The 2,363-nt window shown below is 58.4% G+C and carries 3 protein-coding genes; 1 reads left to right on the top strand and 2 read right to left on the bottom strand.

Features of this window, described 5'->3' with window-relative positions:
- Positions 1-25 precede the first annotated feature (25 nt).
- On the bottom strand, positions 26-790 hold the full coding sequence (locus tag ABX749_RS29745; protein ID WP_372899230.1) for a glucosamine-6-phosphate deaminase: 765 nt from the start codon (positions 788-790) through the stop codon (positions 26-28).
- A 162-nt stretch (positions 791-952) separates the two neighbouring features.
- Here ABX749_RS29745 and ABX749_RS29740 point away from each other — a divergent pair, with 162 nt between their 5' ends.
- Positions 953-2,122: a hypothetical protein gene (locus ABX749_RS29740; protein WP_372899229.1), complete on the top strand. Its 1,170-nt coding sequence runs from the start codon at positions 953-955 to the stop codon at positions 2,120-2,122.
- Positions 2,123-2,166: 44 nt separating this feature from the next.
- Here the strand turns inward: ABX749_RS29740 and ABX749_RS29735 are convergent.
- Positions 2,167-2,363: hypothetical protein (locus ABX749_RS29735; protein ID WP_372899228.1), on the bottom strand; the 197-nt coding region annotated here is incomplete at its 5' end.

Raw genomic sequence — 2,363 nt, 5'->3', positions numbered from 1 at the left:
TTGACCTGCAAATCAACAAAACCGCTCATTCGACTCGCTCCAGCGTTGCTTTGACGTCCTCGGGAATCTTGCTCGCCGCGGCGTCGTCGATGATCAACGTCGTCCCCGAGTGGTTCCTCAGGATGCTGGCGGGGACATCGGGGGTGATCGGACCGCACAACGTGTCGCGGACCGCAGCCGCCTTGCGCTCATCGGGCACGCTGCAGTAGATTTTTTTCGTTTTCAAAATCTGTTGGATCGACATGCTGATCGCGTGGGTCGGGACCTCGTCCAAGGAACCGAACCAGCCCTCGCCGACCTGCTGCATGCGACACTCATGATCCAATTCGACGATCAAGTACGGCGAATCGGTCTCAAAGTCCGCCGGCGGATCGTTGAACGCCAGGTGGCCGTTCTCACCGATTCCGACCAATGCCACGTCGACGGTGACGGAAGCGACTTTGGTGGCTGCCTGACGGACCGTCTCGGTCGCGTCGGTGTCGCCGCTCAAATAGTGGAACGACGCGAGAGGAACCTTGTCGACAAAGCGTTCTTTCAAGTAACCGCAAAACGATGCCGGGTGGTCGCGGCCGATCCCGATGTATTCGTCCAAGTGAAATCCGTGCACGCGGCTCCAATCGATGTCGTCCTGCGCGACCAGATGCGCGAGAACTTCAAACTGTGATGCACCGGTGGCCACAATCAGATAGGCCTCTCCATTTTCTTTGATGGCATCTCGAAGGTCTTGGGCGGCATGTTCGGCAGTGTACCGTCCCATGTCGGACGGCGTTTTGGTAACGATTGTCTTCACAGTGAATCCCGGTTGGCTCCATTGGGTGTCTCGAATTGACCTGACCTAGCGATCGATCGCTGCTGGTCAGTAGGATCGCGCCGTCGCGGCAAGATCTCGACGGATCGGGCCGTGCGGCAACGATCGCTGCAGATCTTAACACGTTTTCGTCCCCCACCCAGCATGCCCAGACCTTTGGTGAACCTGCGTCATTTCGGTCTCACGCTCGAACGGTCCTTCAAACAGCACCGTTGGCTGTGGCGCTATGCCCATTGCAAACGTGTGTTTGACAGTTGGAGCGAGCGGACAGGCGGTGACGCGGTTGCGACATCGCGGCCGGACGCAACGCGGCGTTGTTTGCTGGACCTGCGACGGATCGCCAGCGACGGCGAGCAGGGGCGGCGATTTCACGCCTTGGTGATGCTGCTGCGGCGAGGCGGCTATGAATTGTCGATGGTCCCCCGTCTGGCCTTCTTGCAAACCGGCCATCGCACCTTCAAAGCGAACGCGTTATCGCAAACCCGCCCGTTCTTCGAAGACCAACTGCCTGCGGATTTTTGTCCCTTTGATCTCTGTCTGTCCGACGGCGCCGCGGCGCATCGCTACGCACGACGAACGCTGCCGGTCCTGACCGGCACTCAAAAACCGCTGCAGCCGGGTGATCTGGCGATGCCCTACAGTTTTTTTCCGGCCATCTGGGATCATGGCGAGGATCAACGCTTCGAAGACTACCGGAGTCGTGCCCGGGTCTGGCGGATTTTTTTTGGGGGGCACTGTTCCGAAGCGTCTTATCGCCGGATCAATAAATACACGCGGCTGCAGCCCGTTGAACGGCACCGCGTGGTCCACGAAGTCAATCGGTACTTCTACGACTCCACGCTCTGGATCGATTGCGACGAACAGCTCGAATCGGCACAGCGACAACGCCACGAATCGTTCGTCATGATCGATAACGCGGTCTATCGTCCCGATGCGAGTCGGTGGCTGGGATTGCTCGCACAGTCGGATTTTTTTCTGGCCGCCCCCGGATGCGATTACCCGCTTTCTCATAACGCGATCGAAGCCATCGCCGTCGGCACGATCCCGGTGCTGGAGTACGACTCGTTGTTCACGCCGCCGTTAAGCGATGGTGAGAATTGCATCACCTACCAAGGCATCGACGGTTTGCGTCGCGCCGCGGCACGAATCGAAACCATGGACGAACGCCAAATCATCAAACTGCGGCGCGGCGTGATCGACTACTACGAATCTCACCTCAGTCCGGCTGCGTTTTGCCGGAATCTGGAAAACCAATCCACCAAGCGGCTGCACCTGTTCCCCTATCTCACGCCCGCGGCCAAGCAAGCGGCTTGAACCGCTACCGGGGAAATGCATTTCCAAACGCAATCCAACGGCACCTACCGCAATGACTCGCCCGTAACGTCGGAGGCCGTCAACCAACCTCGCTGGACTTGATCGCAAAACACTTCTAAAGATCGTCGAATCGCCAGTTGCAGGTCGGTTTGTGGGACGTCCGGAAAGGCTTCGAGAAACGGTTCATACTCCAGATCGCAGATGAACGGGACCGTTTGGTCGCCGATCGAAATTTGGAATC

Source organism: Stieleria sp. (assembly GCF_041595215.1).
Lineage (GTDB): Bacteria > Planctomycetota > Planctomycetia > Pirellulales > Pirellulaceae > Stieleria > Stieleria magnilauensis.
The sequence above is the reverse complement of the archived record's forward strand: the minus strand, read 5'-3'. Positions and strand labels throughout refer to the sequence as shown.

Bases quoted from the DNA above. Each gene is read 5' to 3' on its own strand.
- ABX749_RS29740 (WP_372899229.1), top strand. From the start codon at position 953: ATGCCCAGACCTTTGGTGAACCTGCGTCATTTCGGTCTCACGCTCGAA.